This is a genomic window from Sporosarcina luteola (genome assembly GCF_023715535.1).
Taxonomy (GTDB): domain Bacteria; phylum Bacillota; class Bacilli; order Bacillales_A; family Planococcaceae; genus Sporosarcina; species Sporosarcina luteola_B.
Window position 1 is genome coordinate 1 of record NZ_JAMBOI010000011.1, and the last position, 25,408, is coordinate 25,408.

At 43.1% G+C, this 25,408-nt stretch carries 28 protein-coding genes; 14 read left to right on the forward strand and 14 right to left on the reverse strand.

Annotated features, from left to right (window positions below; all coding sequences use genetic code 11):
* Positions 1–619 precede the first annotated feature (619 nt).
* Positions 620–1,069 carry a DnaD domain protein gene (locus M3191_RS14930; protein ID WP_251701175.1) on the reverse strand — a complete coding sequence of 150 codons (450 nt, stop codon included), beginning with the start codon at positions 1,067–1,069 and terminating at the stop codon, positions 620–622.
* Between the two features lie 462 nt (positions 1,070–1,531).
* Here M3191_RS14930 and M3191_RS14935 point away from each other — a divergent pair, with 462 nt between their 5' ends.
* Complete coding sequence (locus M3191_RS14935; RefSeq protein ID WP_251701176.1) at positions 1,532–1,963, forward strand: SRPBCC family protein; 432 nt, start codon at positions 1,532–1,534, stop codon at positions 1,961–1,963.
* Between the two features lie 60 nt (positions 1,964–2,023).
* Here M3191_RS14935 and M3191_RS14940 read toward each other — a convergent pair whose 3' ends face one another.
* Both M3191_RS14940 and M3191_RS14945 read right to left on the reverse strand, forming a co-directional pair.
* Positions 2,024–3,445: a vWA domain-containing protein gene (locus tag M3191_RS14940; RefSeq protein WP_251701177.1), complete on the reverse strand. Its 1,422-nt coding sequence runs from the start codon at positions 3,443–3,445 to the stop codon at positions 2,024–2,026.
* A 224-nt stretch (positions 3,446–3,669) separates the two neighbouring features.
* Entirely contained in the window at positions 3,670–4,212 is a 543-nt protein-coding gene (locus M3191_RS14945; protein WP_251701178.1) for a DUF3267 domain-containing protein, read from the reverse strand.
* A 161-nt stretch (positions 4,213–4,373) separates the two neighbouring features.
* Between M3191_RS14945 and M3191_RS14950 the strand changes: the two genes are divergently transcribed.
* Positions 4,374–4,808: a YfmQ family protein gene (locus M3191_RS14950; protein ID WP_251701179.1), complete on the forward strand. Its 435-nt coding sequence runs from the start codon at positions 4,374–4,376 to the stop codon at positions 4,806–4,808.
* Positions 4,809–4,984: 176 nt separating this feature from the next.
* On the opposite strand, the gene M3191_RS14955 is transcribed toward M3191_RS14950, so the two are convergent.
* The 7 genes from M3191_RS14955 to M3191_RS14985 form a co-directional block, all read right to left on the reverse strand.
* On the reverse strand, positions 4,985–6,217 hold the full coding sequence (locus M3191_RS14955) for a Zn-dependent hydrolase (protein ID WP_251701180.1): 1,233 nt from the start codon (positions 6,215–6,217) through the stop codon (positions 4,985–4,987).
* A 59-nt stretch (positions 6,218–6,276) separates the two neighbouring features.
* Complete coding sequence (locus M3191_RS14960; RefSeq protein WP_251701181.1) at positions 6,277–7,503, reverse strand: hypothetical protein; 1,227 nt, start codon at positions 7,501–7,503, stop codon at positions 6,277–6,279.
* Positions 7,504–7,869: 366 nt separating this feature from the next.
* Entirely contained in the window at positions 7,870–8,283 is a 414-nt protein-coding gene (locus tag M3191_RS14965) for a MarR family winged helix-turn-helix transcriptional regulator (protein WP_251701182.1), read from the reverse strand.
* A 111-nt stretch (positions 8,284–8,394) separates the two neighbouring features.
* Complete coding sequence (locus M3191_RS14970) at positions 8,395–9,129, reverse strand: SDR family NAD(P)-dependent oxidoreductase (protein ID WP_251701183.1); 735 nt, start codon at positions 9,127–9,129, stop codon at positions 8,395–8,397.
* Between the two features lie 13 nt (positions 9,130–9,142).
* Positions 9,143–9,892 (reverse strand): SDR family NAD(P)-dependent oxidoreductase, encoded by a 750-nt coding sequence (locus tag M3191_RS14975; RefSeq protein ID WP_251701184.1) that lies wholly within the window; start codon positions 9,890–9,892, stop codon positions 9,143–9,145.
* Positions 9,893–10,323: 431 nt separating this feature from the next.
* The gene (locus M3191_RS14980; protein ID WP_251701185.1) at positions 10,324–10,737 is read right to left on the reverse strand and encodes a universal stress protein; all 414 of its coding nucleotides are present in this window, start codon (positions 10,735–10,737) and stop codon (positions 10,324–10,326) included.
* Positions 10,738–10,750: 13 nt separating this feature from the next.
* The gene (locus tag M3191_RS14985) at positions 10,751–12,160 is read right to left on the reverse strand and encodes a SulP family inorganic anion transporter (protein ID WP_251701186.1); all 1,410 of its coding nucleotides are present in this window, start codon (positions 12,158–12,160) and stop codon (positions 10,751–10,753) included.
* A gap of 178 nt (positions 12,161–12,338) precedes the next feature.
* On the opposite strand from M3191_RS14985, the gene M3191_RS14990 reads away from it, so the two are divergent.
* Together M3191_RS14990 and M3191_RS14995 are read left to right on the forward strand one after the other, a co-directional pair.
* Positions 12,339–13,091, forward strand: a complete 753-nt coding sequence (locus M3191_RS14990) for a 2-keto-4-pentenoate hydratase (RefSeq protein WP_435368169.1) — start codon at positions 12,339–12,341, stop codon at positions 13,089–13,091.
* Between the two features lie 136 nt (positions 13,092–13,227).
* The gene (locus tag M3191_RS14995; protein WP_251701188.1) at positions 13,228–13,959 is read left to right on the forward strand and encodes a Bax inhibitor-1/YccA family protein; all 732 of its coding nucleotides are present in this window, start codon (positions 13,228–13,230) and stop codon (positions 13,957–13,959) included.
* 310 nt (positions 13,960–14,269) lie between these two features.
* Here M3191_RS14995 and rlmD read toward each other — a convergent pair whose 3' ends face one another.
* Positions 14,270–15,634 (reverse strand): 23S rRNA (uracil(1939)-C(5))-methyltransferase RlmD, encoded by a 1,365-nt coding sequence (gene rlmD / locus M3191_RS15000; RefSeq protein ID WP_435368170.1) that lies wholly within the window; start codon positions 15,632–15,634, stop codon positions 14,270–14,272.
* A gap of 382 nt (positions 15,635–16,016) precedes the next feature.
* Between rlmD and M3191_RS15005 the strand changes: the two genes are divergently transcribed.
* On the forward strand, positions 16,017–16,775 hold the full coding sequence (locus tag M3191_RS15005; RefSeq protein WP_251701190.1) for an AAA family ATPase: 759 nt from the start codon (positions 16,017–16,019) through the stop codon (positions 16,773–16,775).
* Between the two features lie 67 nt (positions 16,776–16,842).
* On the opposite strand, the gene M3191_RS15010 is transcribed toward M3191_RS15005, so the two are convergent.
* On the reverse strand, positions 16,843–17,283 hold the full coding sequence (locus M3191_RS15010) for a cell wall hydrolase (RefSeq protein ID WP_251701191.1): 441 nt from the start codon (positions 17,281–17,283) through the stop codon (positions 16,843–16,845).
* Positions 17,284–17,448: 165 nt separating this feature from the next.
* Here M3191_RS15010 and M3191_RS15015 point away from each other — a divergent pair, with 165 nt between their 5' ends.
* Together M3191_RS15015 and M3191_RS15020 are read left to right on the forward strand one after the other, a co-directional pair.
* On the forward strand, positions 17,449–17,595 hold the full coding sequence (locus tag M3191_RS15015; protein ID WP_251701192.1) for a hypothetical protein: 147 nt from the start codon (positions 17,449–17,451) through the stop codon (positions 17,593–17,595).
* 15 nt (positions 17,596–17,610) lie between these two features.
* The gene (locus M3191_RS15020; protein WP_251701193.1) at positions 17,611–18,066 is read left to right on the forward strand and encodes a CoxG family protein; all 456 of its coding nucleotides are present in this window, start codon (positions 17,611–17,613) and stop codon (positions 18,064–18,066) included.
* A gap of 68 nt (positions 18,067–18,134) precedes the next feature.
* On the opposite strand, the gene M3191_RS15025 is transcribed toward M3191_RS15020, so the two are convergent.
* On the reverse strand, positions 18,135–19,256 hold the full coding sequence (locus M3191_RS15025; protein WP_251701194.1) for an S-layer homology domain-containing protein: 1,122 nt from the start codon (positions 19,254–19,256) through the stop codon (positions 18,135–18,137).
* Between the two features lie 552 nt (positions 19,257–19,808).
* Between M3191_RS15025 and M3191_RS15030 the strand changes: the two genes are divergently transcribed.
* The 7 genes from M3191_RS15030 to M3191_RS15060 all read left to right on the forward strand — a co-directional run bounded on the left by M3191_RS15030 (position 19,809) and on the right by M3191_RS15060 (position 23,001).
* The gene (locus M3191_RS15030) at positions 19,809–20,240 is read left to right on the forward strand and encodes a hypothetical protein (protein ID WP_251701195.1); all 432 of its coding nucleotides are present in this window, start codon (positions 19,809–19,811) and stop codon (positions 20,238–20,240) included.
* A 219-nt stretch (positions 20,241–20,459) separates the two neighbouring features.
* Complete coding sequence (locus M3191_RS15035; protein ID WP_251701196.1) at positions 20,460–20,915, forward strand: hypothetical protein; 456 nt, start codon at positions 20,460–20,462, stop codon at positions 20,913–20,915.
* 99 nt (positions 20,916–21,014) lie between these two features.
* The gene (locus tag M3191_RS15040; RefSeq protein ID WP_251701197.1) at positions 21,015–21,461 is read left to right on the forward strand and encodes a hypothetical protein; all 447 of its coding nucleotides are present in this window, start codon (positions 21,015–21,017) and stop codon (positions 21,459–21,461) included.
* A 55-nt stretch (positions 21,462–21,516) separates the two neighbouring features.
* Positions 21,517–21,729, forward strand: a complete 213-nt coding sequence (locus M3191_RS15045) for a hypothetical protein (protein ID WP_251701198.1) — start codon at positions 21,517–21,519, stop codon at positions 21,727–21,729.
* Positions 21,725–22,222, forward strand: coding sequence for a DUF6584 family protein (locus M3191_RS15050; RefSeq protein ID WP_251701254.1), 498 nt, complete (start codon positions 21,725–21,727; stop codon positions 22,220–22,222). The genes M3191_RS15045 and M3191_RS15050 overlap by 5 nt, the downstream gene beginning before the upstream one ends.
* Complete coding sequence (locus M3191_RS15055; RefSeq protein ID WP_251701199.1) at positions 22,222–22,446, forward strand: hypothetical protein; 225 nt, start codon at positions 22,222–22,224, stop codon at positions 22,444–22,446. Before M3191_RS15050 ends, M3191_RS15055 begins: the two co-directional genes overlap by 1 nt.
* 33 nt (positions 22,447–22,479) lie before the next feature.
* Positions 22,480–23,001 carry a hypothetical protein gene (locus M3191_RS15060; RefSeq protein ID WP_251701200.1) on the forward strand — a complete coding sequence of 174 codons (522 nt, stop codon included), beginning with the start codon at positions 22,480–22,482 and terminating at the stop codon, positions 22,999–23,001.
* Between the two features lie 221 nt (positions 23,002–23,222).
* Here M3191_RS15060 and M3191_RS15065 read toward each other — a convergent pair whose 3' ends face one another.
* Complete coding sequence (locus tag M3191_RS15065; protein WP_251701201.1) at positions 23,223–25,334, reverse strand: ATP-dependent Clp protease ATP-binding subunit; 2,112 nt, start codon at positions 25,332–25,334, stop codon at positions 23,223–23,225.
* Positions 25,335–25,408: the final 74 nt, after the last annotated feature.

Consider the following 25,408-nt stretch of genomic DNA (forward strand, 5'->3'; position numbering starts at 1 on the left):
AATAACTAAATAAACCAATGCCTTCCAACTCTATTGAGGAAGGTTATTTGATATACCCTTTTTTAAGTATAACAAGAAGTATTTCATGTTTCATTGAAAATTGTTGACAAACTATTAGCTGGTTTAGTTGAAGAAGAAAGTGAAGCTTTAACATTCGCACCCGATTGTTGAATCTCTAGCTATTTTTTAGAAAGTTTATATACGGAGAAAAAAAGAAAAATCGTTCCTAGCGAAAATAAAATTCCACCTATAATCATGTGCGATATCATATATTTGGACTGGATTGTATTAAATTCCGCCAAATTTATGCCATACGTCCCCTTAGATTTAAAATAAGCATATGCTGCCCTTGAGCCAAAATCCACACTAAACTTTAATGTCAGAAAACCTATTAACATGAAAATCATTGGTAGTATTAAAAAGCCATATTTCTTGATAAATTGCATCAAACTCCCCCATTCATTTTTTCGGATTGTTGAAAACAAGTCATACAACACACTTAAACTTAACTGTACCGTTAGTTCAATAAGAAATGAGCCCCCAGCAGCTCAACGTTCTTCAAGTAAAGCTACCCGTAAGTTGAAGAAGAATTTTCCAAGTAGGGACACCCTACTAATAACTACTTCTCTGATAACTCTTTGTACTTCTTATGTTCTTCCCTAACAAAGACAATAGCCTTTTCAACAGTCAATATATTTTCCTTATGCCAATTTTTACCCATTTCTCTTACCAACGGGTGAACCATTCCGATTCTACTAAAAATTTCAACATAATCAAGTAATACATTTATTACGCCATCTTTTAATCCCAATAACTGCAAATCCTTAACAAGCTCTATATCATCCTCGGAAACAGTACCATAGCGTTCTTTAATAAAATTAAAAGGTGTTGTAGTTTTAACCTGTTTTATATACCATTCATCGGGTGTCATTCCAGTTTTAGCTTTGAATTGTTGTTCGGTCCATTCCTCTATTGTCATCCCGTGTATTTCTTGAAATCTTTCTTCAGGTGTCGTCCCATGTATTACTTTACGGTGTACTTTTTTCCTTCCTTTTTTATCTTTGGTCATTTATTCCCTCCTTATTATTCCCATCTACTCTTTTTGTTCAACTAAATGCTCCGTTAGTTTAAGTGTAACACTTCACAAACTATAAAAAATCCCCATCATCTTTAACATAGCCTGTAATTATTGCACCTGTATCTGATCTTCCTGCACTGCAGAAAGCATAATTGTCCGAATGTCCTTTTTCGGTAACTTTTAAGAAAGAAGTCGTCGATGTTCTTGCACCACACGAAGTTAGTAGTATTAATATACATAGTAGTAAGAAACCAGACGTTTTTTCATTGTTCCTCCCTTCTCCCTTCTAATCCACATTACTTATTTAATTCAATAAGAAGAACCACTTCTCCTGTTCTCCTACACTCATCAATCAACTCATTGTTTGAATAGTCTTTCCTTTATAGGTTTAATATAATGGAGGGAGTTAATTATAGGTAACGAAGGCAAATTCAAATTATGAGGTGGAGAAACGTGGGAGCATTTGAGGAACTTACAGTAGAAGCAACTGTTCAGGCACCAGTGGAAAAGGTTTGGGATTATTGGACAGATCCAAATCATATAAAAAAATGGAACAGTCCATCGGATGATTGGCACACACCATTTGCTGAGAATGATCTTAGAGTCGGTGGGAAATTCGTTTCAAGAATGGAAGCAAAAGATGGTAGCATGGGTTTTGATTTTGGTGGAGTCTACGATGAAGTGAAATTACATGAGAAGATTTCTTATACAATGGGAGATGGAAGAAAAGTCAACATCACCTTTACAGGTCAAGGAAACGAGACTGAGGTCATTGAAACATTTGAGGCTGAAACTGAAAATCCAGTCGAATTTCAACGACAAGGTTGGCAAGCTATTTTGGATAATTTTAAACGATACGCAGAACAAACATATCAATCCTTCTAATACTAAATGGCGACATCTGTGTTAATTCCAATCCCACAGATGCCGCCATTTTATACTAACTTATTCATCCTTCTTTAATTCTGCAGACCACTTTTCTTTCCACGCTTCCACCTTCGCGTCGATCTCTTCCTTCGCCTGTCTCGCTTCTTCACTTTTCCGCTCTATTATTTCACTGAAATGTACTGATCTCATCTCGCCCATTTCCTTTGCGATCTCTATTACCTCGTTCGCTATTTCATCGTCAATGATCTTCTTTTTCTTCAATTCAGCGACTGCATTTGAGATTCGCACCGTCTCTCTGTCAGATAGATTTGTGAGTGGATCATGGATTGCAATGAGCGCTTCCTTTTGATGAACCAACTCATGGAGCTTGACACCTTGCTGGTTCATCACTTGCATCATGCTCGGCTTCCATTTCTTAATGAGAACTCCTTCAAACTCGGACGGGTTTCGCACTGTCGCATATTCACCACCGCCAGCTTCCGCCACTGTTTTCAGCTGATTTTGCCCTTCATCATCGACGTCGAAGCCGATAATATTCACCTTCGCCTCGATCTCGCTGTCATGCAGCTGTTTCGCAGCGGCAACAGGATTTCCGTCACACGTCTCAACGCCATCACTTACGATATAGACGATATTCCTGTACTCCTCTTTGTCATATGAGGAAAGGTACTCATGCGCCATTTCCATCGCACCGGCTAATGGCGTCCAACCGCTTGCCTCGAAAGAATCCATTGCTTTTCGGAATGAATCCGCGCTATACGCACCGAGCGGGTAAAGTTCGTCAATGGAACTGCAAGAAAGTTGTTTATCCGCCGCCGTCCCTGCACCTTTATGGCCGTACGCAAATAGGGAGACGTTGACATCTTCTGGCAACTGGCTAGTGAAATCCTCGATTGCCTGCTTCGCAAGAGACATACGCGACTCGCCACCAATTTCCGCCTTCATGCTTCCGCTCGCATCCATCAAGATGACGACATTTGTCTGTTGTCTCTTGGCAATCTCAATTTCATCCTCGCCTTCCGGCAACTCCGGCATGACATATCCATGTGCATATGCCGTTAACAGGTCATAGAATGTCGAATATTGCCCCGAACCCAATTGATAGACAAGATAATCATATATCTCGTCCGCGCTCAAATCCGGATGCTCCTCAAAATATGTAGGCAACTCTTTCTCCATAATCCCTTTGAACGTATCTTCATAGAACCGATGATAATAAACCCAATTGACAGTCCTTGCCGCTTCGATTTCGGGGTCCATATGCGCTTCCACTAACTTGCCGGCAGGTTGGGTAATCATATCCTCGACTGCGCGTGCCGCTTTTGGAATTTGCTCATCGGCGGCGACCGGCTTTGTTTCGCCTTCATCTGCTGCTACTGTGACCTCCGACTTTACTTCTGGCTCCGGCTTATCACTACATGCAGCTAGCATTAGACAACCAATCAACGCCAGTGCGAATTTATTGTTGTTATGCTTCATCTCACACACCCCTTTGCTTGATCTATCTTTTATACGAATACGAGTCACAACCGTTCCTATGTGTAAACGACTATATTTATAAAATAGGTGTAAAGACTGAAAACCAATAGAGGACGAAGCATAACAATTGGTAGCTTTATTATTGGGCGAATTTGTATAGCTCGCAAATAAAAAGGGCCGAATCCTATAGGCAGTTGAATAGTGTGCACCGAAATATCAACAACTCAATGATTTACTTTTATTCGGTAGTACCCCCTGCAAAACACAGAACTATTTGGTTTTATTAAAATCAAAAATGAATTAACTATATCGGAAGCAGAAATTATTAAATTAAACCAGCTGACAAATAAAATGAGTGCTTTGAAATCGCCCGATACATAGAACGACGTAATAGCTGGGATAATCGTTAATACGATAAAAGGCAAGCTCATAAAGATCCAAAATCTCTTTTTAGAAAGTACTGCATTTGTATTGAGCCAAAAATAGATTCCTTTGAACGTTAAGCTCATATCGCCTTTCTTGTTTATGACAAGTATATGAAGGGCTTCGTGACTAACAAAAACCAACATAACGATGAAAAGTATGGGGAAGTTTGTCATATGAGTAAAACTTCCTTTGAAGAACCAATATGGCCCAAGAAAAAAAGCAGCCATTAGCAGATAAACAAACTTCATATAATGCTTTCGAAACCATGCATTTTCAATGAAAGGTTTCCATTCTGTCAAATCCAGTCTTGGCTGTGGTAATTGCCGAAACCACAATATCATAACCGTTCCTGCCTTTCCTATCATCTAGTTTTGAACGAGTAACATTTTCAATTTTTACTTGGTTAGTTACAAAAGTTACTAATTTGTCAAACACAATATCAAACCAATCTGTTACGATAAAACATACAACAAGCACCTACAGATAACGGAGTTGATAGGAAATGATATGGACGATTATTGCTATAGTGATCGGAGCATTTATTATATTTATAACGAGTCCCACAAGCGCACTTGTAGGATGGTTTTTGAATAAATTTACAACTCATCCAAAACTTGACCCGAAAGATATAACTATCACATTTAACGGAACACACTTAGAAAAGGAAGAAAAAAATCGATTTAGTGAATTTTATAATGAAGCTCAATACGTAAAGAGAAATCACATATTCCCAGGTACTGAAAAATTGTTTCTATATCCAGAGACTGCTGTGATTCCATATGTCATTAACATAAAAAGAAGGAAAAAAGAAATGAATTTCTATCTTTACCATTACGATGACCACGTTGATGTAGTCAAGCAGTGGAAGAAAAAAGTTACTTCTTTTAGACTTAGTTCCAAACATCTACAAACCTTCACTATCGCCGAAAAGGCTTGATTCAGGTGCCTGTGTATCACACATTTATGACAATTCAATAAATAGTATATAAATACGAGAAGAAGTCAACCGGCATTCCATTTGGTTGGCTTCTTCATTTGTTTTATGCAATTGTAGTGTATTTACTGAATAGTGTGCTGCACAGGCACTCAAACAATTCCCAAACAATTCGTTTTTCAGAGAACGTTCGCTTGTCTCAACATGAAGGAGCGCAATACTTTCGCTCCAACCATCAGCTGTTCCATTGACGTATATTCGGCCGGGTTATGGCTGATGCCATCCTGCGATGGGACGAAAATCATGCCAGTCGGACAAAGCGATGCCATATTCATGGAGTCGTGCCCTGCGCCGCTTGGCATTTTGAGACAAGTCACTCCTTTTTCTTCGCAGATTGCTGTTAATTCGGCTACGATTTTGCTGTCCATCTGAACAGGTTCCTCACGGGACATCTCGTCCATCCAAATGTTCAGGCCTCGTTTTTTCGCGGTGTCGTTCACCGCTGTAGCGAGGGCATCGACGACACGCTGGCGTGACTCAAGGTTCGTGCCACGAATATCGACGTAGAGATCCGCGGCACCAGGCACTACATTCATAGCACCTGGCTCTATGGAGAAGACACCGACTGTGCCGACTGTACCGTACGCAAGCTCGGCGAGTGCTGCCTTCTCGACGGCAAGTGCGATTTCCGCGCCTCCTAGTAAAGCATCATGACGGTAATCCATCGGCGTAGTGCCGGAATGGTCAGCTGTGCCGCCAACATGCACATGAAAACGGATTGGAGCAGCAATAGCAGACACTATGCCGATTGCCGCCTCCTGCTTTTCGAGTACAGGGCCTTGTTCGATGTGGAGCTCGACAAATGCTTTGATTTCATCCCGAAAGCGCTCCGCCAAATGTACCTCGTCCAAATCTAGACCGTTTTCTTCAAAGGTCCGCATTAGCGTAATACCGTTTTTGTCAGTCAACGACCTCGTATACGCAGGATCTAGCCGGCCAGTCATTGCTTTGCTTCCAAGCGTCGATGCCCCGAAGCGTGCAGATTCCTCGCAAGCAAAGATGATGACTTCAAGCGGGTGCTCTGTCTCGACGCCTTCATCCGCCAAGGAACGCATGACTTCAAGTGCAACAAGGACACCCGCCGTCCCGTCAAATTCGCCCGCCGCATAGACGGAGTCGATATGCGAGCCAGTCGCGACAGCCGGCAGGTCAGGAGAACGTCCCTCCCGCCGGGCAATGACATTTCCTGCATAGTCGATCCGCACTGTCAGCCCCGCAAGTTCTAGCTGCTTCATCAGGAAGTCCCGTGCATTCCGCTCGGTCTCGGTGTAGGCCAGCCGATTGATGCCCTCCCCGTCATCTGTAAATCTTGCAAGCTCTTCAAATGACTGACGCAAACGTTCCAGCTTCATGGCGATCCCCCCGATTCATTTACTTATCATCTCTTCTACTAATCCGTCTTACAAATTCCTCAAACTTTCTTTACGAAAAAACTTTTCTTAATGCTTGTCAGTCCACTGACAAAATTGTTTTGCTCACTCTCAGAAGGCGTATGCGAGCCGTATCGAACAGCATTGTACACCGACAAGATATTTTCATTCTCCCAACCATTGCGTGAAAACCACTCCATGACTGTCTCCTCATGATACCGATGCAGTTTATACTTTTGCGCTTCCTTCTCGAATTGTTCGAAAGATTTTCTCACTTCATCTCTGGCTATTGAGTAATCATACAACATCTTTCCTTGCTCTTTTTCACGTTCCCTTTTTCCTTTAAATGAAAAGAAGTAAGCTTCCTGTCTGTCATTAAATCGTTTGTTGTTATTCAGCACAATCAGAGCGACAGTCAACATTATAAGAACAACTACAACAAATACGAGCAACGAGTATTCAAATATGGAGGAAGTGGCTTCCCGTTCTTCGAAATCGAAGAAACGAAACCCACTTTCTACAGTGTTGTCGTCGTTGATTCTTTCGGCACCTTTTCTAAAGAACTCCATTAGCGGATCGATTCCTTTTAAGAAGATCATGAATACCCCGCCAAATAGAAAGCCCGTTATCTTGATAACTAGTGCCCTCACAGGTTCCAGCCCAATCAGCACAATGAATAAGGCAGTGGCACCTAACCCAACGATGACGCTGAAAACTTTTCCAGCTTCCCTTACTTGAAAATTGCCTAACCGCCTACTATTTATCACTATTGTGACCAAGCGAATAAAATAAAACAGGAATGAGGTTAGCAAGTAGAGAATTAGCTGTTGTTGCAGTAATTCCTCATGATGATCATTGACAAAAAGCAGTCTTGCCAGGAAGCAGGAAGAGACGAAAACCGCTGTGTTACCAACAGTTATAAATGGCCAGCCATGAATTCGAGACCCGCTAAAGTTAGCTTGAATTCTCCAGTACACGTATACGAAAAAAATCAATGTATTCAACAACGGTGCTCCGAATAGAAACAAGGGCACCGTTACACCTGCTGCTAGTCCAACACCGAGTCCTACTGAATACTCGCGGGAATAAAATATAAAATAGGACACAACACCGCCTTCTATTGAGATAAGAAGCCAGATATACGGAATCGCCGAACCTGTTTTCCCTAGGATGAAAATGAAAATATAGGATAGAAGAAACATGTCTGCAACTAGATATTCAGAGAGGTTAAATCGGTTGCGGTCATATTCAAACCATTCTTGCCCCATCCATATCCTCTCCTAACACTTTCGCTGCATTAATTATACCAACATTCAGACATCAATTGGTATGCATTTTATTGGGTGCCTGTGTGACACACATTTATGACAATTCAAGATATGTAATAAAAATACTAATAAATGCCGACTCAATGTTGCAACTGTTGGCTTCTTCATTTATTTTATGCAATTGTAGTGTATTGTCAGAATTGATTGGGTGCCTGTGCGATACACATTTATGACTATTCAACAAAAAGTATAGTAATACAAAAAGAAGCCACCTCATCGTTAATTTGGTTAGCTTCTCATATTTCATTTATGCAATTGTAGTGTATTTACTGAATAGTGTGCTGCACAGGCACCAAAAAAACAACCTCACTCATTCAACTTCTCATAAATACGGAGCATTTGCTGTTGCTCTTCGAATGTTAGCTTTTCAAATAGATTTTTTCTCAATGCTTGGCCTTCGAGGTTTGCTCGTTGTAAAATTTCATTCCCCGCTTCTGTAATCGTCAAGTAAACAATACGTCTGTCTTCTTCATCAGTAGAGCGGACGGCAAGTTCCTTTTTCACAAGTTTCTCTGTTAAATGAGTAACAGTGGGAGGGGTCAGTCCAAGTACTTTCGCGATATCAGAAGGCCGGCTTTTCCCATTGGACGCTAGATGGCCGAGAAGGAGTATATGGGATACACCCAAATCTTCATTGAATAATTTATTCCATTGAATGATCAAGTTGTTCGTGAACTTGTCCATATTGTGTATGATGTCAAAGATTGTTTCTTCCTTCATTTTTTCTCCTACTTTCTAAATAAGCAATACCATTTTATCATATACGGCCCCTGTTATAGAAAAAGAACCTAAATTCGATGATTTAGGTTCTTTCAAAATTCCCTTATTCAATTACTGTGCAGAGAAGCCGCCGTCGATGACAATTTCTGCGCCTGTAATATAAGAAGAGTCATCACTTGCCAAGAAGAGCGCTGCATTGGCGATATCAGCCGGCTTGCCAAGACGTTGCAAAGGTGTTGCGCGAACGAGTTGGTCAAGCAACTCTTTAGATGCGCTTAGGTTTTGCGTCATTGGTGTTTCAATAATTCCAGGGAATAGCGCATTTACACGCACGCCTTGACGCCCGAATGTTGTCGCAGCTGCCTTTGAAATTGCGCGGACAGCCCCTTTGGATGCGGAGTAATGGTTGAACCCTTGTCCGATTTGCGCCGTGTACGATGAAATATTAACGATTGAACCGCTCTTTTGTTCAGCCATGATTGGCGCTATATGCTTCATTCCTGCAAAAGGACCGAAGCTGTTAATTGCCATCATTTTTTGCCAATCATCCATGCCGATTTCCATATACGCTTTCTCAGAGGAAATCCCTGCGTTGTTCACAAGAATATCAATGCGGCCAAATGTTTCTTTCACTTCTTTTGCGAACGCAGCCCACTCTTCGTCGGACGCTACATTCAACTTCATGCCATGCACATTTTTCTTTTCACTCGCTTGTTGTATTGCTACTTCGTTAATATCCGCTGCAATGACAATCGCGCCCTCCGATTGGAACAGATCGACCATTCCTTCTCCGATACCAGAAGCTCCACCTGTTACAATCGCTACTTTTCCGTCTAATTTACCCATGTTGAGCATCTCCTTAGCGTAATTTAATAGAACCGCCGTCAACCATAATTGTTTGTCCTGTAATGTAGTCCGCATCGTCGCTCGCCAAAAACACAGCTGTACGGCCGATATCACCTTCCGGATCGCCTAGACGGCGCAATGGAATGCGGTTGATCATCGCTTCATACATATCCGGCGCACTTTGAGCCCACGCTTCCACGCCTGGTGTCAAAGCGATCGGTGAAATCAGGTTCACATTGATGCCTTCCGGACCCCACTCATTCGCCGCCACACGTGAAATCGCGCGGATCGCTTCTTTCGCTGCTGCGTAAGATGCTTGTGTCGGCTGGCCATCCAAACCTGCGCCTGATGCGAAGTTGATCACTTTCCCCTTTGTCTTCTTCAACTCAGGATAAGCAGCTTGCATGAAATGGAATGTCGGATAAAAGCCTGTCCCGAAAGACAAGTCAATCATATCCATCGTCGTCTCCGCGAATAACGCTTGTCGGGATGCATGTGCGTTATTCACAAGGATGTCCAACTTACCGAACTTCGCTACGACAGCTTGTACAATTTCAGTAACGTTTTTAGGCTTTGAAATGTCTTTAATGAACAGCATGCTTTCCGTAAGCTCGGTCAATTCTTTTAACGTCTCTTGCCCTTTTTCTTCATTAATATCAATAACTGCAATATGTGCGCCTTCCTTCGCCATGGCAAGCGCGATTCCCCTGCCGATCCCTGATGCGCTTCCTGTAATGATAGCCACTTTTCCTTGTAATCTCATGCTAACCCTCTCCTTAATGATTAGAATGAACACATTCCTAATTGTTGGATAGCTCCCTGTCACATCGTCATTCATATAGTTAGACATCTAATTGTTTCTTAACTAAATATTAATACACAAGTAGGGAACAAGCAACTAAAAAGACTCAAATCAGGTGCCTGTGCAACACACATTTATGACTATTCATTAAAATTTATATAAATACCAAAAGAAGCCACCAGGGTATTGAAACGGTCAGCTTCGTCCTTTACTTTATGCAATTGTAGTGTATTGTCAGAATTGATCGGGTGCCTGTGCGCCACACATTTATGACTATTCGATAAAAAGTATATTCATACAAAAAGAAGCCAGCTGTTCGTTCACATAGCTGGCTTCTTAAAATATTTTATGCAATTGTAGTGTATTAACTGAATAGTGTGATGCACAGGCACCTACTTTACTACGGTTACTGGGCAGTTGACGTGTTTCATTACTTTGTGGCTGACGCTGCCGAGGATCATTTCTTGGAAGGTGCTTAGGCCTCGGCTGCCGATGATGAGTTGGTCAATGGATTCGGCGTTTACGTATTTTATGATTTCCAAGCTCGGATCGCCTTTTAGCATTGTCAATTTCGCTATCACGCCGGCATTACGTGCCAGCTCCAAAACTGGATCGACTTTCTGCTTTCGTTTCAGCAGGAGGCTCTCTTCACTTTGCGATAAGAGACGCTCGTCTTTCGCCTTATTATAGTCCGCTACAAAGATGAACTCCAATTGTGCTTCCGGGAAGTGCTGGGCGAGCGTAATGGCATGTTTTGCGGCGCGCAGCGCGTTTTCCGATCCGTCGATGGCTACAGCAATTTTCATAAACATTCCTCCCCTATAATAACTTTTCATACAGTTGTTCACTTGAAGAATTCAGCCCGCGGATGGTTACCGCCACACCTTCTTCCTCAAGCTTCCCCTTCACTTTACTGATTGCACCGACAGAAGATTCGTCCCATAGCTGGCTATCTCTAAAATCGATAATGATTTCTTTTTCCTGTACATCCTTGAATGACTCGATGAACTTTGTCGTGGATGCGAAAAACAGCGGTCCTTTCACCTTGTATATACCCGCGTCGTTCGTCACAGTCACCCGAGATATTTTGGAGACAAAAAATAATGAGCTTAAAACGACGCCAATGACAACGCCGATCGCAAGATTATGGGTGTACAGAATGATTGCGACGGTGATGAGCATGACGATTGATTCCGTTTTCGGCGCTTGCTTTAGGAACTTGAACGAGCCCCAGTTGAACGTTGTTGCAGCGACCATGATCATGACGCCTGCAAGCACGGGCATCGGAATTTTGACGACGATATCGCCCAACACAATGATCAGAAACATGAGGAAGACGCCCGCTGTAAATGTCGATAGACGTCCTCGCCCGCCTGATTTGATATTGATGATCGATTGCCCGATCAACGCGCACCCTGCCATTCCACCGAAAAAGCCTGTCAAGAAGTTCGCGCCCCCTTGTCCGCGCGCCTCCCGATTTTTATCGCTCGGCGTATCCGTCATATCATCGAGCACTTGGGAAGTGAGCAATGATTCGAGTAGACCGACAATCGCTAACGCCAATGAATACGGGAAGATGATCTTCAACGTTTCCAAATTCATTGGAATATCCGGAAGAAAAAACGTCGGCAGTGAACTTGGCATCCTTCCTAAATCGCCGATTGTTTGCAGCGATACACCGCTTATAAGTGCAATGCCCGTCATGACGACAATCGCAATGAGTGGTGCGGGGATTGCTTTAATAAAACGCGGAACCGCGTAAACCAATACCAGTGTCGCGATTGCAAAAATAAAGGTCATTGTGTCATGCCCTCGCAAGTATGGCAATTGGGTCATGAAGATCATGATGCCGAGCGCATTTACGAAGCCGAGCATGACTGAGTTCGGGATGAAGCGCATCAGATTCGCAACCCCGACCCCCCCGAGAATTAATTGAATGATCCCGGTTAACACGGTTGCTGCCAGCACGTACTGCAAGCCATGATCCGCCATCAAGTTGACGAGGACTAATGCCATCGCGCCGGTTGCCGCGGAAATGAGACCCGGACGGCCGCCGACAAATGAAGTGATGACAGCGATTGTAAATGAAGCGTAGAGTGCGACACGCGGGTCCACTCCTACGATGAACGCAAAGGCTAACGCTTCAGGAATGAGCGCTAGTCCTACGACGATTCCTGCTAATATATCGGCCCGGATATTCCCGAACCATTGTTGTTTCAATGTATGCATATGTTGTTCTCCTCTAGTTGCATTATAAATCGTTCCAATTATAACAGAAGGCACGGTTTAGGTGGTCTTCTATAACACATTGAATTATCGTTACCTTTACTAAAATCTAAATATATAGTACATTTACTTTTACACAATTCGAAACGGGGTGTTTTTCCGATGATTAAAATGGATGAAATTGAGTAAGATATATAACGCACACGAAACAAAGCAGCCAATTGGATTTATCCGCCATGATTATAAGTTGGACGAAGAGACCGCTTATTTCGTGCAGGAAGAACTCATTAAGAGAAAAATCGACTTACATAACGCTGAAATTGCCGGCTATAAAATCAGTATGACGAGTGCTGAAACGCAAGCAATCGCCAACACGGATGAACCGGCATACGGCACGCTGCTTTCAACACATATTCAATATAGCGGAGATACGATTGAGCTTTCCTCATTATTTGATCCGTTGATTGAACCGGAAATCATGTTTATTTTGCAGGAAGATTTGTCACCGAATGCTAGTGAAGAGGAAATCATTCGGAAAAGCAAAGTTTGTGCAGGCATCGAAATTCCGGATGCCCGTTATATCGACTGGTTCCCGAATTTCTCTTTAGCGGACTTGCTTTGCGATAATACCGCGACTGGACTTGTCGTTTTATCCGACCCGATTGAACCGTTGACATTCAACCAATTTGAAAACGTTGAAATGGAGCTGTTTCATGACGGTGAAAAGATTAGCGAAGGGTTTTCTTCAGCCGTACTCGGCAATCCCGTTTCCTCTGTCGCTTGGCTGTCTGGGAAACTAGCGAAGAAAGATATAGTGCTGCGGAAAGGCATGGTCATCTCTTCGGGGACGTTCATTTCGCCGCTCGTTGCAAAGGAAGGAACGTATAAAGTCACGTATTCGGCAATTGGCGAGGTTGAAATTACGTTCGTGTGAATGAGTTGCCGCAAATATCCCGTGACGATTGACTTAGTCAAATCTAATCATTATTCGGATGGCCTGAAACTATAACGCCCCTCCCCCGTATACTCAACTACTAATCAATTTTGTATACACAGAAAGGGGATGCATGATGAGATCAGCGAATCCGAGTTTAGGGGAAGATACGTTTAAGGGGTTGCGGGCAGACGATGGGATGTCGATGACCATTCAAGGGACTGTGAACAAGACGTTCATCCTGTTTTTATTGCTATGTGCGACTGCCGTTTTCACGTGGCATCAGTATTTTGCAGGGAACGATATTCAGGCGCTCGTCTGGATTGGCCTCGGTGGCGGGTTTGTCGTTGCGCTTATTACGATTTTCGTGAAAAAAGTGGCACCGTACACAGCTCCGCTTTATGCGCTTTTGGAAGGCTTGGCGATCGGCGGGATTTCAGCGATGTTCGAATCCCAGTTTGAGGGGATCACGACGCAGGCGATTCTGTTGACGCTCGGGACTCTGTTGTCACTGTTGCTCGCGTACCGGTCGGGGTTCATCAAGGTGACTGAGAACTTCAAGTTGGGAGTCGTCGCTGCGACAGGGGCCATTTTCTTTGTGTACTTGGCCGATTTCGTTCTCCGCTTCTTCGGCATGGAAGTTCCGTTCATTCATGAAACGGGGCTTGTCGGCATTCTGATTTCGGTCGCAATCGTTGTTGTTGCGGCATTGAATCTTGTGCTCGATTTTGATTTCATCGAAAAAGGAGCGGAGCAGCACGCACCCAAGTATATGGAGTGGTATGGCGCGTTCGGTCTGATGGTGACGCTAGTGTGGCTGTATTTTGAGATTTTGCGGCTGCTGTCGAAGTTGCGGAGTAATAAATAGGAGAGAACCCAGACCTTTGTGGTTTGGGTTCTTTGTTTGTTGTTTGTGGGATGGGGTTTGAGCGCGGATCCACTCGCTTTGGACGCTGAGCCTCACACTTTGGACGCGTAACCACTCGCTTTGGACGCACAGCGGCCTGCTTTGGACGCGAGAGACGGCTCTTTGGACGCATAGAACGACTCTTTGGACGCGGAGGACGACTCTTTGGACGCGGGATGCCTTACTTTGGACGCGAACCTCCTCGATACTAAAAAAGAACCGCCACCAAAAGTCATTTTCCGACTTTCAGCGACAGTTCCTACCTCTCTAATCAATCCAACGTCAACAGCGCGACGAGTTCCACGTGCACGGTGTGCGGGAAGAGATCGACCGGCTGCACGCTTTGGAGGGTGTAGCCGAATTGCAGCAATTCCGCTGTATCCGTTGCGAATGTGTCCGGGTTGCATGATACGTAGACGATCCGCTTCGGTTGGGCACGGCCGATCCGGCGCATCACTTTGCCGCCAGCACCGCTCCGAGGCGGGTCAATCAATAACATATCCGCCAAGCCCCAGCTTTCGTGTATTTCATCGATTCCTTTACGTGCATCGCGGGCAAGGAATGTCGTGTTATGCAAATCATTGTCTACCGCGTTCCGTTTTGCGGATTCAATCGACGTCTCGACAATTTCAATGCCGGCCAATTCCTTCACGCGCGCAGCAAACGGGAGTGAGAATGTCCCGACGCCGCAAAACAGGTCGATCATTTTTTCGTCTTCCTGCGGCTTGCCCATTTCCAGTGCAAGCTCAACTAGTTTCTGCGCTTGGACAGGGTTCGTCTGGAAGAATGTATCGAACCATAGACGATATCGATAACCAACCATTTCATCATAGATGAAGTCGCGGCCGGCCAATACGAATGTCTCTTCGGATTGTGTGCGGTCCGCCAAATCCGTGTTCACAAGCCACATCAGGCTCTTCACGTTCGGATAGTTCTTCGTGATCCGTTCAATCAAGTTTTCCGCCGCAGCCGCCAACTTACCTGCAGGCGCTTCCGTCGCAAACAATGCAAGCATAATTTCGCCCGTTTCAAACGACTCACGCACCATCAAGTGGCGCAGCAGCCCTTCACGAGTATCTTTGTTGTAGCCTGGCAAGCCAAACTCTTTCACCCACTCGCTCACTTCCATCGTCGCGTCGACCATATTCCTGCCTGCGATCAGGCATGTTTCGAGCGGGATGATGCTTCGGAAATTCCCTTGTTCATGCAGCCCGAGGTTCCCTTCAGGCGAAAAGGTGAATTCCATTTTATTTCGGTAGTGCCAATGGTCGTCCATGCCGATTGTGTCCTGGACAAGCTCCGGATTCATTCCCACGCTTTCCAACGCTTTCTTCACATGATCCGTCTTATGCTTCAGCTGGCCATCGTAGCTCCAATGCTGCCAGACACAGCCGCCACATAGCTCGAAATGCGGGCAAGGCGCCTCGATACGGTCCGGATTCGCGGCTAATATCTCTTCAGGCATAACCTTACTCCATCTCAAGGTCGGATCCTCCACAGTAACTTGCACGGTCTCTCCCGGCAATGTTTGCGGAACGACGAGCTTCAATTTTCTCTTGTTGCCCAATTCATTCTCACGCCAAATGGCTGCCTGCCCATTTCCTTTTCTGTCCAAATGGTCAATTTCCGCAACCATTTTTTCTCCTATGATAACGGTCAAGTGATGATTCCCCTTTCAAGATTTTCTTCATCTATAGTACGGCTGCCGTCAAACGGCTCGCCTGTTTCTTCAACTGTCCTATTATAACGGAATTTGAGCGGAATGAAAATGAATCTTCATTACTCGAAAATGAGGTGCCTGTGCACCACACATTTATGACAATTCATCTAAATCTATATACATGCATGATAACGTCATTGTTATGCCGATACGATCGGATTCTAAATTTATTTTATGCAATTGTAGTGTATTATCTGAATTGTGCGCTGCACAGGCACCCAAACAATTCCGGAACCTTTCCTCAAACCAGCCGTATAAATGGGTATGTCCATCAGCTTAATGAGAGGAGGTTTTTACTGTGGCATTATTGGATACATATTCCCAATACATAAGAGCAGTGCGCCTGAAGCAGGAAGAAATACCGCATGGCACATTTCCGTTCACCCTTCCCTTCGTCCGGAATTTGCACGAATTGGAGCTTCATCCGAGTATAACGTATGTGATTGGTGAAAATGGAATGGGAAAGTCGACGTTGCTGGAGGGGATTGCAATTGCATACGGGTTCAATCCGGAAGGGGGAACGTTGAATTTCAACTTTTCCAGTTTTGATTCCCACTCGGAGCTCGACGCGTATATTCGCCTCGTAAAGGGGACGGAACGCCCGCGGGATCATTTCTTTTTCCGGGCAGAGACGTTTTACAATATGGCGACGAACATCGAACAGCTTGACCAGGAGCCATACGGACCGAGGATCATCGATTCCTTCGGGGGCACATCCCTCCACGAACAATCGCATGGGGAATCCTTTTTCGCTGTATTCAGGGAGCGCTTCAGAGGGAACGGGCTGTATATTTTGGATGAACCCGAAGCCGCCCTGTCCCCTCTCCGTCAAATGTCGTTGCTAGCGCGTATTAACGAACTCGTCAAGGAAGGTTCCCAGTTCATCATCTCCACCCACTCGCCGGTCATCATGGCTCATCCGCACTCCAAAATAGTTCAGATCACGGAAGACGGAATCCATGAAACGACGTTGGAGGAAACGGACCATTACTCCATCATGAAACAGTTTTTCGACGATCGGGACAGGTTGTTGCATCATCTTTTTCTAGATGAGTAGTGGCGTACAAATAGAAAACGACCGGATTACCAGCATCCGGTCGTTTTCTATTCTACCACTAGACAACCTACCCGCCATAAACACTTTCACATGTCCCTGCGATCGGTTCATAAAAACAATGAAGTTTAAATTGGCCAGTAAAAGGTTGGTTGTACCACGTTGGAGGACAAGGACCAAATGGATTGAAGTACCAAAGGGCAAATTTTGCTGGATGTTGTCTCCAATTTTCCAAGTTCCGTCTTGCTAGTCTTCTTTCAGTTTCTCTCGCTCGTTGATAGAATAAATTCCCCTTTTGAACAGCTTCAAAAGAATAATTTCCTCCTTGCACCTGAAAAATGACGTCATTAATTGTTCTTACATCTCGAAAGTCCAAGCAATCTGCAACAGCGCGGTTCACAATTACGTTGCCGACGTATAACATCCCCTGCTGTCCTTCACCCTCGGCTTCAGCCCTCATCATCCTGGCCATTAAATCAACGTCTGTATCTCTGTATTTAACTCTTGGCATCTATTCACCTCAACTATATTGTATGAGAGAAGGCCTGGACTAATGTCATTTTTCACGAAATAAGAATGCAGGTGCAGCTCCGCAGTTTGCAAGAGCGAAAATACAAAAGTGCTCACTCGATCCCTCCCGTTTCCTTTAATAGTTTTGGGGGAATAGTCAGATATAGTGAGAGGTTATTTTGCAGTGCCGGGACATGCGTCATTACTGGGCACAATCGGACCGGCTTTAACATTCGGTTATTTGGCTGGGATGCATATTGGCAGCGCACCAGCGCGTACTATAAGCAGCGAAGAGATTGTTTTAGCACAATAAAGGAGGAATAAGAAAATGCCTAGCGGAACACATACGACGGAATTGGACATCCCGATTGAAAAGGTATGGGATTTTGTAAGTGACATGAACAGGTGGGCACCCCTCGTCCCAGGATATATTGAACATGAAATTTTGAATGACAAGCAAACCACGTGGACGTTTAAAGGCGACATCGGCATTATGCAAAAGACCGTGAAGCTGCAAATCGACATCACGGAATGGAGCGAGCCTTCACTCGTCACATTCGACTTAACGGGATTGAATGAAAACTTCGCGGGCAACGGTTATTTTAAAGCTGTCGCGATCTCGGACTCAAAAACGGAAATGGTCGGGAACTTGGACATCACCGCTAAAGGGGTAATGGGACCGATGGTAAATGCAATCCTGAAATCATTCGTCCCCAAAACAGCAGCAGACTTAACAAAAGCCATTGCGGAGGAAATTACGAGTATTGAGTTGAAGAGAATTTAAACGCAAAGAAGGCCGAAAGCTCTTTCTACAATGGAGCTTTCGGCCTTTATTGTGCACCATCTATCGTGTTACTTCCCTTCGGACCACTGCCCCCGATGACGTTGCAATCCTTCTTCTCCATAGAGGGTGACCACAAAATGTTCTTCAGCCCTTTGCGTCCGTATCTGAATGTCAGAATGGCCTTCGCACACATCACAGTTTCCGTACTCCGGGTCACTCTGAGATCTCAAGTAAAAATAATCATCTTTCACTTGTGAAAAGTCCCCTTGCAGCCATTTATCCAAGATCGCCTCTAACTTTGAATCCTTTTCTACAAAACGTTTCAAGTATAGGATGTTTTCCTTTGCCATTTGTCCGGATGAATGGCCAGCGGGGTAGCTATTCACTTCCGCCCACCCATGCTCCAACTTTTCTGTAATGAGATAATCGGCTGGATACCTCGTCACTTTCTGGGCAAGCATCGACAACATTGTTTGAGCCAGCGTCATGGAACTACTCTCCAGCCGTTGCGCAGAAATTCCTGCAAAATGCCCGGGTAGTCGCATCGCAGCTGCCGCTGGATCGATAGGATCATTCATATGCAGCAATCGATGCAGAAATACCGCATAATGCACTCTTGTAACGGGTTTATCGGGATTGTAGAATCCCCAATCTCCTGTTGTTATGCCATTCGAATAAAGCGCACGGATGTACTTGCTAGCCGGGTGATTTTTCGGCACATCTAAGAATTCCAATTCCACTTTCACTTCCAGGTCATAAGCGATGGACAGCACCTTCGCCATCTCCGCACGGGTAATCGGTTTATTCGGATAGAAGTTGCCTTTCGCATCCGGTTCAAAAATACCGGCTTGTTGTAATTTCTTTATGTCATTGAAGAAGGCGTTCTTTGTGGATACGTCCTTGAACGGAACAAAAGGCTTTCTTGCCGGTAATTTCGTCGCACGGTTGACGAGCGCTGCCGCATGTTTTCTTGTAATGACTTCAGTCGGTCTGAATTCCCCGTTTTCGTAACCGCTAATAATATGCCGGTCGCGCATTTCATGGACCATTTCATAATATGGGCTGTTCTTAGACACGTCTTTAAACGGACTCTTCACTGCCGCCTCTGCATGTACCTGCATCGGAGTAACGAAGGCAGGAATAGCAATCGCCGCTGCTAATGCCATGTTCAACATCTTGTTTTTCTTCACTGAAACTTCCTCCATTTTCTATGTACACTTTCATTCGCATCGTACAGACGGAGATTTTCGGGAAAAGTTTCAAGGTATTTTAAATTACTATTTAAAGTCCACTTCGGTTCAAGCGAATTGATGTTTAGCTAAGGAAGTCAACTGGTTTTATTTACTTGTGTTACTAGTTTGGTAAATAGACTAAAATTGTTTTTGTGTGAGAAAGAGGTTTATATGATTTTGAGGACAATTATTGTACTATTACATATTGTAAGATGGTTATTTATTGTTGGATTATGCAGTGCTGGTATCGTTGTAGGTGCTGTCATATTAGGTATTATGGGTATTGATGTGCCTCACATGGAATTAATCATAAATGCTGTAGCACTACCTCTGTTGTTTTTCGACCTTACAATTGTCAAAATAACAATCAGTATACTTTGCTTGATTATTTCTGTCTTCGTGTATTTTCAATTAAAATAGATGAAGGAATAGCAAGCAACTGAGCTGCTTAGACGGCTCTTTTTTCTTGTTCATCTAACTTAAGGCAACTGGCGGAAAGAGGTCATAAACTTGAATATATCTATTGGATATTTACCGAATAAATACTACGATTTCACACCGGATGCTGGAGGATGTTTTCCGTTTGCAGTAGATATAGAAGTTCCCTCTGTCGTATCGATTTGTGATATTTACTTACCAGAGTGTGATGAAAATTTTGTACCGAGTTGGATGGAAAATATAAAAGCATATCCTCTATATTTCTGTGCAGATGTACCTAATTATTTCAAGGATGAATATGAAGAGATTTTGAGTGCAGCGCAAATTGAATATCGCTATCTAACAGAGGGTAAAGTACAGCACAGATCCGTCGCAAAGATTCAAGATGAAAAGCAACTAGTAGCAGCTTTTCCTTTTTATATTACACTTGGTTGTGGAGGAGAAACTGTGGTTTGGGGTACAAAAAAGGATGTTTTTAGTGTGGAATCAAGAAAGTGGAAATGAAACTGGGATGGTTTAATTGAAAAAACAATAGTCATCAAACCGAAAGTAGATACGAGTATTTTTTGGATTGGCTACGATGGGAACAGTATTGACGTTCTTTCGAGCCAGAGATGCTTTTCAACTTACGACAATATAATAAAAACTCTTCCTGAATTTGTAACACCAAGCTTATGTGAATTCGGATAAGTGAACCATCTTGGCACTGAGGAGGTGTAGTTGGTGAGAAAGATTTACATCGGTGTACTACTGATGCTAGTGATTGCAACCAGTATGATTTTTTATCATCAACATCAAGTAATAAAAGATTATCGAGAGTCCATTTATGGGGAGTTAGCTATCATACAAAAGCCGATTGAACGAATTTTGGCATTCCAGGAAACTGCAGAGAAATATGATGATGAGCAAAGAGCTCAATTATTTGAGCCAATATTTAATGCGTTTGCAGATGTCTATAATTCTACAGGTGGAATTGTACGAGTAGAGCCACATATTGAGGAACAGTATCTTGACGAGTACTTGGATACAAAGAAACAATATATTCAAATTGTTATTGCTTATGAAGAGGCAACGACATCCCAAGAGCGTGCTCAGGCACATAAGCGTCTAATAGAGCAGTATAAAGTGTATGAAGGGTTTTTAAAGAAGGTGGAAACGGAGTTTGTTGAACCCTTCTAAGCAACGGAATTAATATTTGGGTCATTAACATCTCCAATTTGTTTATTGGGGGAGTTCCAAAATTGGACTAGGTTAATGGCAGATTGAGGATGAGTAAAATTGGCCCTTTTAAAAATAGGTGATGTCTTTGGGATTGAAACTTCAAATGGAATTGCATATTTTCAATACGTTCATAAGAACGAAGTTATGGGTTCGTTAATTCGAATCTTACCGAATTTATATCAGGACACTAACAAAGATCTATTAAACACATTAGTAAAACAGAAAGAATTATATCAAATTCATTTTCCTTTAGGTGCTGCATTTACACGGAAAATAGTTAGTAAAATGGGTAATTATCCGCTACCTAAGGATTTTGTATTACCGGAAAAATTTAGAGTTGACCATATAATAAAAGGTGAATTTATTTGCTGGCATATTGTTGATTATGCGAATTGGCAAAGAGAAAGAGTTGAAAGATTAAACGATTACCAAAAGCGACTATCACCTTGGGGAACGTGGAACGATACTCTTCTCAGGAAAGATTGGCTGAGGGCTGGACTTTAGATCAATGGAATTAAGCTATTCAAATAAGGTGCTGTACAGCGTAAGAGGAGAAGTAATGGATCAGGTAAAACTCTATTTAAAGTATCGAATAAAATCATATCTTTTATATACCGCCATTTTCATTTCAGGGTTTATTATTGCTATGTTTATATTTGGTCCACCGAAGCATTATGTCGTTCCTACTCTATCAATGATTACAGCTTATGGTTCTTTGGAATATGTAGGGTTTAGACGTTGGCAAAAAGATAAAAAGGGTGTTTTTTATTAATAAGAAAATTGCTTTGGCTTTAAAACGAATAGAAAAGGATATAGAAAATGATGATTTGGGAAAAGCGAGAGATCGATTGCACGGGTTAATCTCAGCCTATCCGAATGAATTGGAACTTCGTAAAATGTTGGGAGACATTTATTTTCAATTAAAATACCCTGCGATGGCTGGCCGATACTGGTATTTAGAAAAGATTAAGACTCCCCAAATGAAAAAAGCGTGTATGGAATTCGAAAACTCTATGGGGCATGACATGAATAAAATTGCGCAGGCATTAAAGTATAAAGGTGATATTGAGCTTTTAGAAGGACTGGACGTAGACCCCGAACTTTTATCTAGTCAATATAAAGTAAAAGATAAATTAGTAGAAGAACAAGATGTTCCAATAGGACCTACATACAAATTGATTATTTTTGGGTGTCTTTCAGTAATACTTTCAATAATTATCTTTGCATCAGTTGGAGTTTATACGTTTTTTAAGTGGATGTTTTAATGATTGGTGTGATAATGGTCGGAGTTTTATCCTTAGTTGCAGGAGTGATATGCATAGTCATTTCTTTGCTTATTTACATACGCGATATGAAGAAAGCCAATTCTGTTAAGGAGAAGTGGTTGGAGTTTTTAGATTTTGTTTTAGATCCTTTTACCGGAATAACAGCTTTATTTTATTTAGGGTTTCTTCTAATGTTATATGGCTTATTGAGGTTATTAAATTAACTTTGAGAATTATGCTAACGGAGATGAAAAATAGTGGAAATCTCATTTATTAATGTAAGCGAGGACTATGAAGAAGAAGTAAATTTCGGTATTAAAACAAAGGAAATACCTATAAGCATTTTCGAAATTAAGTGTGAGGACATCGAGCAGTACCACGATATTTTTAGAGGTGTCATATCCATTCTCGTTGATTATTCAACTAGGCTGATTACAATCATATCGGAACCTGTTCCATTGAAAATCCCTCTTCCTTATAAACAGACTGTTTTAAAAGGGAAAAAGATGATTCAAACTGACTTCATAGATTCCTCGGCAAGTGGTTTCCTTGAAATCTATTTTTCCGAAAGTGAGTATCGGAATTCTAATGATTTTCTTTGCATAGGTGAAGTTCAGTCTTGGGAAGTAAAACCTCGACCTGAATTTACCCCAATATCTTTTATCGATTTAAAAGGTCTGTTTGCCTTTTCTGAAGACCTGAAAATAATTCAGTGTGTAGTATATCAAGCAGGCTTTCACTCGGAATTTTTTGCAAAGTTAGAGGAGATTGAGTTCTAATCTTTATACTTCTCTTCTTCCATGTTTATACGAATGCCACCTGCCGGCCTCGGTGAACCGTATGATGAGGAATCCTTCTGGTTTGTTGTCCATAACCGACGACCGGGACTGTGTATCAACAGCAAAACCCCTTCAAGCCTTTTCACGGCTATGAAGGGGTTCTTCTTTGCTATTTCACCGATACAAGTCGTCTTATCTAAGCCCAACCGGCATTGATGCCATTACACTTTCCGTACAACAATCTCTTCATCCACAACGTCAACATGGACTTTTTCAATCTCGTCTTCTTCCAAAATGAGGTCTGTTAATGGGTCTTCGATTTTGTCTTGGATGACTCTACGAAGTGGTCGCGCTCCGAAACGTTTGTCGTAGCCGAGCTTCACCAATTCCCTTTTCGCTTCAGGAGAAATTGAAATCGCGATGTCGTTTTCTTCAATCGCTTCTTCCAAATCAACGAGCATCAGGTCGACGATTTCGAGCAGATTGTCTTCTGTCAATTCGTTGAACGACACGATTGCATCGAAACGGTTCAGGAATTCAGGTTTGAAGTAGTCTCCGAGTGACTCCAGCATGGAGACGGATTCATGTGCGGTTTGATTGAACCCGACATTTATCCTTTTCTCCCCTGTCCCGGCGTTGCTTGTCATAATGATGACCGTGTCTTTGAAGCTCACTGTCCGGCCGTGCGAATCAGTCAATCGACCATCTTCCATAATTTGAAGGAACATATGTTGAACGTCCGGATGCGCTTTTTCGATTTCGTCAAGCAGCAAAATCGAATAAGGTTTGCGGCGGACTTGTTCCGTTAATTGACCTGCTTCTTCGTGACCTACGTACCCTGGAGGGGAGCCTATGATTTTGGACACGGCATGTTTCTCCATGTATTCACTCATGTCGAGGCGAATTAACGTGTCACGGGAACCGAATAGCTCTTCCGCCAATACTTTCGTAATTTCGGTTTTACCGACACCCGTAGGACCGACGAATAGGAATGATCCGATTGGACGAGTCTTCGATTTCAATCCTGCACGGCTTCGGCGGATTGCTTTCGCGATTTTATCAACCGCTTCTTGTTGTCCAATTACTTTCGTACGTAGATTTTCTGCAAGGTCGTTCATTTTTGCTTGTTCGGATGCTTGCAGTTTCGTCACTGGAATGCCTGTCTTTTCTTCTACAATTTCCTGGATCTCTTCAACAGTCACTTCGATTAATGATTTTCCGCCTTGTTGGGCTTCTTCTAATCTTTGACGCAACTGAATTTCTTCTTCGCGTAACGCTGCCGCCTTTTCATAGTCTTCCGCTTCTGCAGCTTGTCCTTTTTCCAGGACGACTTCTTCCAACCGTTTTTCGATTGAATCTGCATCTGCAGAAGAGTGTTTAAGATTCAAGCGTGCCCCTACTTCATCCATTAAATCGATTGCTTTGTCCGGCAAGAACCGGTCTTGGATATAGCGCTGTGATAATGTGACAAATGCTCGGATCGCTTCATCCGAATAACGTACTTCATGGAACGCTTCATAGCGGTCTTTAATTCCGTTCAAGATGGTAATCGCGTCTTCCATGGAAGGCTCTTTTACGATGATAGGCTGGAAGCGGCGTTCGAGTGCAGCGTCTTTCTCGATTTGACGGTATTCTTTCAACGTTGTCGCCCCGATGAGCTGCATGCTGCCACGCGCCAATGCTGGTTTCAGGATATTCCCTGCATCCATCTTGGAGCCTTCGGTTGAACCCGCCCCGACGAGAAGATGGATTTCGTCAATGAACACGATGATATCTTTCCGATTTTCGATCTCCTCGATCAATTGTTTCATCCGCTCTTCGAATTGACCACGGATTCCGGTGTTCGTCACAAGTGAAGCGACGTCTAACACATAAACTTGTTTGTTCAACAGTTTTGCAGGGACATCGCCTTCATGAATTTTTACTGCAAGTCCTTCTGCAATCGCTGTTTTACCGACACCAGGCTCCCCGATGAGCACCGGATTATTTTTGTTTCTTCTATTTAATGTCTCAATAACACGTTTCACTTCTTGATCGCGGCCGATTACCGGGTCGATTTTACCTTCCTTCGCATCATTCGAAATGTTTTTGCCAAGTTGGTCCAACAACCCGTTGCCTTGATTTCCATCGACTTCCCTAACTTGCGTATGAGCTTGAGGGTTCCCATTCGCTTGGAAAAACTGATTTGCATCCTGACCAAAGGATGGCAACTTCATTTGCCCCTGAACTTCTTGGAAACATGTATGACATAAATTTATCTGCATTCGTTGATGATTCACTTGAAGGCGAAAGCTCATTGTCGCTTCGTTCTTACCACAATTTTGACATTTCATAAGCCATTTCCTCCTTTTAGTTCTCATTCGTTTATGTTATCTGACCTTGACTATCTTTGACTTATATACTTATT

Bases quoted from the DNA above. Each gene is read 5' to 3' on its own strand.
- M3191_RS14930 (WP_251701175.1), bottom strand. From the start codon at position 1,069: ATGACCAAAGATAAAAAAGGAAGGAAAAAAGTACACCGTAAAGTAATA.
- M3191_RS14940 (WP_251701177.1), bottom strand. From the start codon at position 3,445: ATGAAGCATAACAACAATAAATTCGCACTGGCGTTGATTGGTTGTCTA.
- M3191_RS14945 (WP_251701178.1), bottom strand. From the start codon at position 4,212: ATGATATTGTGGTTTCGGCAATTACCACAGCCAAGACTGGATTTGACA.
- M3191_RS14950 (WP_251701179.1), top strand. From the start codon at position 4,374: ATGATATGGACGATTATTGCTATAGTGATCGGAGCATTTATTATATTT.
- M3191_RS14955 (WP_251701180.1), bottom strand. From the start codon at position 6,217: ATGAAGCTGGAACGTTTGCGTCAGTCATTTGAAGAGCTTGCAAGATTT.
- M3191_RS14960 (WP_251701181.1), bottom strand. From the start codon at position 7,503: ATGGGGCAAGAATGGTTTGAATATGACCGCAACCGATTTAACCTCTCT.
- M3191_RS14965 (WP_251701182.1), bottom strand. From the start codon at position 8,283: ATGAAGGAAGAAACAATCTTTGACATCATACACAATATGGACAAGTTC.
- M3191_RS14970 (WP_251701183.1), bottom strand. From the start codon at position 9,129: ATGGGTAAATTAGACGGAAAAGTAGCGATTGTAACAGGTGGAGCTTCT.
- M3191_RS14975 (WP_251701184.1), bottom strand. From the start codon at position 9,892: ATGAGATTACAAGGAAAAGTGGCTATCATTACAGGAAGCGCATCAGGG.
- M3191_RS14980 (WP_251701185.1), bottom strand. From the start codon at position 10,737: ATGAAAATTGCTGTAGCCATCGACGGATCGGAAAACGCGCTGCGCGCC.
- M3191_RS14985 (WP_251701186.1), bottom strand. From the start codon at position 12,160: ATGCATACATTGAAACAACAATGGTTCGGGAATATCCGGGCCGATATA.
- M3191_RS14995 (WP_251701188.1), top strand. From the start codon at position 13,228: ATGAGATCAGCGAATCCGAGTTTAGGGGAAGATACGTTTAAGGGGTTG.
- rlmD (WP_435368170.1), bottom strand. From the start codon at position 15,634: ATGGTTGCGGAAATTGACCATTTGGACAGAAAAGGAAATGGGCAGGCA.
- M3191_RS15010 (WP_251701191.1), bottom strand. From the start codon at position 17,283: ATGCCAAGAGTTAAATACAGAGATACAGACGTTGATTTAATGGCCAGG.
- M3191_RS15020 (WP_251701193.1), top strand. From the start codon at position 17,611: ATGCCTAGCGGAACACATACGACGGAATTGGACATCCCGATTGAAAAG.
- M3191_RS15045 (WP_251701198.1), top strand. From the start codon at position 21,517: ATGGATCAGGTAAAACTCTATTTAAAGTATCGAATAAAATCATATCTT.
- M3191_RS15055 (WP_251701199.1), top strand. From the start codon at position 22,222: ATGATTGGTGTGATAATGGTCGGAGTTTTATCCTTAGTTGCAGGAGTG.
- M3191_RS15065 (WP_251701201.1), bottom strand. From the start codon at position 25,334: ATGAAATGTCAAAATTGTGGTAAGAACGAAGCGACAATGAGCTTTCGC.